9 protein-coding genes are annotated in these 7,305 nt (G+C 39.6%); all 9 read left to right on the top strand.

The window, feature by feature from the left end; translation table 11 throughout:
- Positions 1-244: glycine betaine ABC transporter substrate-binding protein (locus tag QZ055_RS07135; protein ID WP_295825618.1), on the top strand; the 244-nt coding region annotated here is incomplete at its 5' end.
- A 133-nt stretch (positions 245-377) separates the two neighbouring features.
- The gene (locus tag QZ055_RS07140) at positions 378-1,169 is read left to right on the top strand and encodes an enoyl-CoA hydratase (protein ID WP_295825620.1); all 792 of its coding nucleotides are present in this window, start codon (positions 378-380) and stop codon (positions 1,167-1,169) included.
- 170 nt (positions 1,170-1,339) lie between these two features.
- The gene (gene pgl / locus QZ055_RS07145) at positions 1,340-2,095 is read left to right on the top strand and encodes a 6-phosphogluconolactonase (protein WP_060923795.1); all 756 of its coding nucleotides are present in this window, start codon (positions 1,340-1,342) and stop codon (positions 2,093-2,095) included.
- A gap of 36 nt (positions 2,096-2,131) precedes the next feature.
- Entirely contained in the window at positions 2,132-2,374 is a 243-nt protein-coding gene (locus QZ055_RS07150; RefSeq protein ID WP_024066642.1) for a twin-arginine translocase TatA/TatE family subunit, read from the top strand.
- A gap of 14 nt (positions 2,375-2,388) precedes the next feature.
- Positions 2,389-2,697, top strand: a complete 309-nt coding sequence (locus QZ055_RS07155) for a heavy-metal-associated domain-containing protein (protein ID WP_129823903.1) — start codon at positions 2,389-2,391, stop codon at positions 2,695-2,697.
- Between the two features lie 66 nt (positions 2,698-2,763).
- The gene (locus QZ055_RS07160) at positions 2,764-3,207 is read left to right on the top strand and encodes a cupin domain-containing protein (RefSeq protein ID WP_024066644.1); all 444 of its coding nucleotides are present in this window, start codon (positions 2,764-2,766) and stop codon (positions 3,205-3,207) included.
- An 89-nt stretch (positions 3,208-3,296) separates the two neighbouring features.
- Complete coding sequence (locus QZ055_RS07165; protein WP_024066645.1) at positions 3,297-4,700, top strand: DASS family sodium-coupled anion symporter; 1,404 nt, start codon at positions 3,297-3,299, stop codon at positions 4,698-4,700.
- A 559-nt stretch (positions 4,701-5,259) separates the two neighbouring features.
- Positions 5,260-6,930, top strand: coding sequence for a dihydroxy-acid dehydratase (gene ilvD, locus QZ055_RS07170; RefSeq protein WP_119206342.1), 1,671 nt, complete (start codon positions 5,260-5,262; stop codon positions 6,928-6,930).
- Positions 6,931-6,971: 41 nt separating this feature from the next.
- A partial coding sequence (locus tag QZ055_RS07175; RefSeq protein ID WP_295825631.1) for a threonine/serine dehydratase occupies positions 6,972-7,305 on the top strand: 334 nt, incomplete at its 3' end.

Consider the following 7,305-nt stretch of genomic DNA (forward strand, 5'->3'; position numbering starts at 1 on the left):
GAGCCATGCGTCTATTGTTGTTCTTGAGGACGATAAACATTTATATCCGTCGTATCTTTGTGGTAATGTCGTTAGAATGGATGTGTTAAAGAAGCATCCTGAGCTAGAAGCGGTATTACTAAAATTGACACATACGATTACGGATCAGGATATGTCATATATGAACTATGAGGTGGAATCGGAAGGACAGAAACCTCATGATGTTGCTGAGCGATACTTACGCACCAAAGGTTTGTTATACTAACGTGGGTTGCTAAAGGGTACATAGTATTGTTTTGTGATTATAAGATTACATTTACATCTATAATTAATTCCCCTATAATAGAAATATATAATCGAATTTTTTCGAAAACAGATTTTCATATAGGAGAACTCATATGATTTATAATACAATTCAATACGTAGTGGACAACGGCATTGGTACGTTGACATTTAATCGTCCGGCTGTGGCGAATGGTTTTAACATTGAAATGTGCAAGGAGATTCTTGAGGTTTTAGATAAAGCACATAATGATGAAAGTGTTCGTGCATTGCTCATCAATGCAGAAGGTAAGGTGTTCTCTGCTGGTGGCGATTTAACAGAAATGGAACGGGCTGTAAATGATGGTGATACAGAGTCTTTATTTGAAATCGTTGAACTAGTAGCCCAAATTTCTATGGCTATGAAACGCTTGCCAAAACCTGTTATCATGAGCCTTCAAGGCGCTGCAGCAGGTGCGGCGTTCAACATGGCGTTAGCTGCAGACTTTGTTATAGCAGCTAATAACGTACGCTTTATTCAAGCTTTCGTAAACGTAGGTCTTGCTCCTGATGCAGGCGGTTTATTCTTGTTGACTCGATCCATTGGCATGAACCGTGCTATGCATATCGTTATGACTGGCGAAGCCGTATCTGCTGAAAAAGGTAAAGAACTTGGCTTTGTATATAAAGTTTGTGAATTAGAAGATTTAGAAACGGCTACAAGACGTCTTGTAGAGAAATTAGCTAAAGGTCCTGCACAATCTTACCGCGTTATGAAGGAAATGATGTGGAATAGTTTCTTAGCTGGCTGGGAAGAGTACAAGAAGTTTGAAGTAGAAAATCAATGCTCTTTAGGACTTTCCGAAGATTTTAAAGAAGGCGTAAGAGCTTTCACAGAACGTCGTCGTCCTAAATTTGGTCAAAAATAATAATTATTCTCTTGTAATTCTTTGAAATATAATGTATTTTATAAGCAGTTACTAATATAATTCGAACCGATGTGGCTCTATATATTGAGTTACATCGGTTTTTGCTTTCATAAAAAAGCAAAAGTGTATATAATAGTACTATTATAATAGTTTTAGGAGGTCATTATTACATGGCTCAAGATACAATTAAATGTTATGACGGTCCTAGTGATGTAGTCCAAGCATTGGCGGAGGATTTTATTGATTTTACTAATGATGAAATTAGCCGTACTGAAACGTGCATCGTTGGTATTACTGGGGGTACTGTTATAAATGGTTTGTTAGAATTACTTAACTCTCCTGAATATATTGAGCGCCTTAATTGGGAACGTATATTCTTCTTGTGGACTGATGAGCGTTTCTTACCACAAGCGCATGAGGATAATTACTTCAATCGCGTAAAACCTCATTTGCTATGCAAGGCAAAGGGGGCTGCTCATTTCTTGCCAATTAATACGGATTCTAAAACCGTACATGAAGCGGCTGAAGAATATGAAAAAGAGGTTCGCAATGTCCTAAAGGCATGTAAAAAATCTGGTCTTGATTTAGCGTTGCTTGATTTAGGCGAGGATGGTCATACGGCAGGATTATTTGCAGGCTCTCACGCACTGCGTGTAGCTGATCAAGATGTAGTGGCCGTTGAAGATGGCAAGGTATGGGAACGCATTTCTATGACATTTTCTTTCCTAGCAAAATCTGATGCTGTCTGGTTTACTGTGACTGGTGAAAGCAAGCGAACTGCATTGACAAAGGTATTATACCAACGCGAAGATTACGAGGATTTAACGTGGGAAAAACGCATTGGTCGTACATTGCCTGGTGCTGTGCTTTCACAAGAAGCTGTGACCTGGTATGTGGACAAGGCAGCCTATAATGATGTACACTAAAAGATGTAAGTTTTAGTAAATATAAAGGAGATACATATGGGATCTATAGGAACACCTGAATTAATAGTTATATTAGTGATCGCTTTAGTTATCTTCGGACCTGGTAAATTACCTGAAGTAGGTAAAGCTATTGGTAAGGGCATCAATGAATTTAAAGATGCTATTTCGGGCCCTAAAAAAGCTGTTGATGAAACGAAAGAAGCCGTTAAAAAGGCGACTACTATCGACGTAACAGCAGGGGCTAAAAACGACGATAAACATAAAGAATCTAATGATTAATAGGAGGTATCACTATGTGTAAAGATTGTGGTTGCGGTGAAGATAATGGCGTTGTAACAAAGGTATTTACTGTACCTGGTATGATGTGCAATAACTGTAAAGAAACTGTTGAAGGTGCATCCCTTGGTTTACCTGGCGTTTTGAGCGCAGAGGTAAATTTGCCAGAGAAAACAGCGACTGTTTCTTTTGATCCAGCAAAAGCATCTGTTGAAGTTATTACAAAAGCTATTGAACGTACAGGCTTTGAAGTAGAAAGCGTTGCAGATGGTGTACAAGAACATAGTCATGGTTTACTAGGAACATTGAAACGTTTCTTCAAATAATCGAACCCATAGGGCTGTATTGAAACACTGTTTCGATGCAGCCTTTTTTCATAAAGAGGTAATAAAATGATACGCAAGTTTGATGCTAAAAATTTCAAGTGGGATGGCGTCGATACCTTGGTATATAAACAAGATGGTAGCCCTTTTAAAGATGTAACACGTCAAGTTTTATACGATGGGGCCTTTGATATTCCATGCCAATTCCGCTATTTTGAATGCTTGCCAGGTGGGTATTCTACGCTTGAATATCATGAACATACACATATGGTTATGATATTCCGTGGGAAGGGGCAAGTCTTATTAGGCGATGAAATCCATGATGTAGAAGCTGGTGATTTTATTGAAATTCCAGGTAAAACGATACATCAATTTCGGGCTAATAAAGGCGATTATATCGGGTTCCTTTGCTTAGTTAACCAAGATCGGGACAAGGTAAAATTATTAACCCCTGAAGAGATGGATACATTGCGCTCTAATCCAAAGATTAAAGAATTTTTGGAAAGTTGCTAATTTATATGGCGGTTATGTGTGATGACCGCCATATAGTTTTTTATAATCAACAGTAACTATTGATATGTGTAGTTTGATAGGGAGGTTCTATGAATACCTTTACACGCGCCGCACTGACGGTACTGGTAGGACTTGTAATTTGGTTCTTGCCTCACACGGAGGCGATTAAGCCTGAAGGATGGCATTTATTAGCTATCTTCACGGCTACAATTGTAGGTTTTATTTTACGACCTTGGCCAACAGGTATTATGGCACTCTTTGGTATTGTTGCTGCGGTAGCAACAAATTCTATTACCATGGTGCAAGCATTAGGTGGTTACGCTGAAGCCAATGTATGGCTTATCGTAGCAGCTGTATTCTTTTCTAGAGGTATTATTAATTCTGGCCTTGGTAAGCGTATCGCGTATACTTTGATTCGGTCCTTTGGTACTAGTTCCTTAAAGTTAGCTTATGCATTGGCTTGTACGGATCTTATTATTTCTCCTGCCACGCCATCTAATACGGCTCGTGGAGGCGGTATTATTTTCCCAATTGTACAAAACATTTCGTTAGCCTTTGATTCTGAGCCAAATGGTAGTACGGCACGTCGTATTGGGGCATACTTGATGACAACGGCTCATACGATAAACACCATTACTGTAACAATCTTCTTAACTGCTTGTAGTGGTAACTTATTGATTACATCCTTAGGTGCAAAATTGTTTGGCTATGATATTTCATGGTGGGAATGGTTCCAAGCAGGTGTCATCCCTGGTGTAATTTGTATGATTTTGATGCCTTGGTTTATTTATAAAATCTATCCGCCTGAAATCAAGGAAACACCTCAAGCAGCAGTAATGGCCCAAAAAGAGCTAGATATACTAGGTCCTATTACAAAGGCTGAAATTTCAGTGGCTATTATTTTTGTACTTTGTATTTTGCTGTGGTCCACAGCGATTTGGACGAAGTTACATCCTACTGTAGTTGCTATGATGGGCGTACTTGCTTGTGTAGTTACAGGCTCCCTTACATGGGAAGATATTCTAGGTGAACGCACAGGTTGGGATATTCTAATCTGGATGGGTACCCTCGTTGGTATGGCTGGTTTACTTGGCAAGCTCGGTGTTGTTGCAGTATTTGCTGATTTTGTAAGTCAACATCTTGTAGGTATTGATTGGTTCTGGGCATCCTTCATTATCTCTGCAACCTTTGTATACTCTCAATATTTCTTTGCCAGTGGTACAGCTCGTATTACAGCGTTATTCTCCGCCTTTGCAGCTATCTTGGTAGCAATGGGGGCACCAATTCCGTTTACCATTTTGCTCTTTGGTTTGATGAACAGCCCTGGCTGTACATTAACGCATTACAGCTCTGGTGTAACACCAATCTTCTTCGGTGCAGGCTATGTACCGCAAGGAACATGGTGGCGTGTAGGTCTTGCTATTTCTGTGGTTAGCTTCTTAATTCACTTCTGGGGCGGTACCCTTGGCATGTGGCTATTCGGTATTCTATAATATTCAAAAAGTCCCTCACAGTAGTGAGGGACTTTTTTGTTCTACCTATTTACTAGTTTGTTATCGATTTATTTTCTATGTGTATTAGATATGTAGTGTATTATTGTTATTGCTATAGTTTTTATATATGGTAAACTTTAAAAATTTATATAATAAATCTATAGAATATTTATTGCACGACATTATATAAAATGTTATTATTATTTTATGATTACAGATTACTTTAGGAGGAAACATGTTGGGTTTAGTCATTAGCTTGTTGATTATCGCGCTCGTCGTGATTATTAAAGACATTCGAATTATGAACAACAACTTAACACGTTTTTGTCTTAGAAGTTCCACGAATGGTTTAATATACAATCAATAAGATTTGACTATACGGTTTGTTTCTTATGTGTATTTATTCCAAGGGATACATAGGTCGTTTATGTACATAGGAATTCTGTAAACAAAAGGAATATCATTTGTAAACTTTTAAGACGATTCATAAGAATCGTCTTTTTTTATTAAGTTGAAAGGCATCCAAGTGGATGCTTTCAAGAAAAGTGAGGAGATTAACATGAGTTGTAGAAGTGACAATTTAAAAACAGGCGTAGCACGTGCACCACACAGATCTTTGCTAAAAGCTCTTGGTTTTGTTGATGAAGAAATGGGCAGACCAGTCATTGGTATTGCGAACTCTTTCAACGAAATTATCCCTGGTCACGTGGGCTTGAAAAATATTGTACAAGCCGTAAAAGACGGCATTCGCAACGCAGGTGGTGTGCCAATCGAGTTCAATACAATTGGTATTTGTGACGGCTTGGCGATGAACCACATCGGTATGAAATACTCCTTGGTAACTCGTAATATCATCGCTGATTCCATCGAAGCAACAGCTATGGCAACACCATTTGATGCTATGGTATTCATTCCAAACTGCGATAAAGTAGTACCTGGTATGTTGATTGCTGCAGCTCGTCTAAACATTCCATCCGTATTCGTATCCGGTGGTGCTATGCTTGCAGGCGTACACAATGGCAAAAAAATCGGTTTGTCTGATGTATTCGAAGCAGTAGGTAAACATCAAACTGGTGAAATGGATGATGCTGAGTTATCTGAAATCGAAAATACGGCATGTCCTACATGTGGTTCTTGCTCTGGTATGTACACAGCTAATACAATGAACTGCTTAACAGAAGCTCTTGGTATGGGCCTTCCTGGTAATGGTACAATTCCAGCAGTATACTCTGAACGTTTACGTCTTGCTAAATTAGCAGGTATGCAAGCAGTAGAGGTATTGAAAGCAAATCTTCGGCCTAAAGACATTATGACACGCGAAGCTTTTGAAAATGCAGTAGCTCTAGATATGGCTTTGGGTGGTTCCTCTAATACAGCACTTCATTTGCCAGCTATCGCTCACGAAGCAGGTGTACCATTGTCCTTGGACGACTTCGATCGCATTGCACAAAACACACCTCAATTGTCCAAACTTTCTCCATCTGGTAAATACTTCATCGAAGACTTGTATGCTGCAGGCGGCGTATCTGCAGTGTTGAAACGTTTAGCAGAAAATGGTCGTTTGCATACAGATTGCAAAACTGTAGCTCTTAAAACACAAGGTGAAATTGCAGCGGTAGCTCATGTAACTGATGAAGACGTTATTCATCCTTGGAATAATCCTGTTCATGAAACAGGTGGTATTGCCGTTCTTAAAGGTAACCTTGCTGTAGACGGTTCCGTTGTAAAAGCAGGTGCCGTAGATGAAGATATGCTTGTTCACTCTGGTCCAGCAAAGGTATTCAACAGCGAAGAAGAAGCTGTTGAAGCTATTACAGGCGGTAAAATCGTAAAAGGTGATGTGGTAGTTATCCGTTACGAAGGTCCTAAAGGCGGCCCTGGCATGCGTGAAATGTTAACACCAACATCCATGATCGCAGGTATGGGTCTTGATAAAGACGTAGCCTTGTTGACTGATGGTCGTTTCTCTGGTGCTACACGTGGTGCATCCATTGGTCACGTATCTCCAGAAGCTGCGGCTGGTGGTACAATCGCTGTTGTTGAAGATGGTGACATTATCAACATCGATATTCCAAACGGTAAATTGGAATTGGCTGTATCTGATGAAGAAATCGCTCGTCGTAAAGCCGCATTGAAACCATTCAAATCCAATGTAACTGGATACCTAAAAAAATACGCTCTTCATGTATCCTCTGCAGCACAAGGTGCTATCGAAGTATTTGAAGACTAATAGTAGATTTTCGTTAATACTAACTAGAGGAGATAGAGTACATGCATAAGTTGTATGATTTTATGGAGGCTCGTGAGCGATTAAGCACAATCACGGTGAAAACAAAATTGCTTCACAGTGATGTGTTCTCCGATGAAAGTGGCAATGATGTATATATCAAGCCAGAAAACTTGCAAATAACAGGTTCCTTTAAGGTTCGTGGTGCCTATAATAAAATTGCAAAATTAACAGAAGAAGAAAAGGCGCGCGGCGTTATTGCCGCATCTGCCGGTAACCATGCGCAAGGTGTAGCGCTTGCTGCAAAACGTCTAGGCATTAAAGCGACAATCGTCATGCCAAAACATACACCTCTCATCAAGGTGAATGCTACAAAAC

It is taken from the genome of uncultured Veillonella sp. (genome assembly GCF_905209685.1).
Classification (GTDB): Bacteria; Bacillota; Negativicutes; order Veillonellales; family Veillonellaceae; genus Veillonella.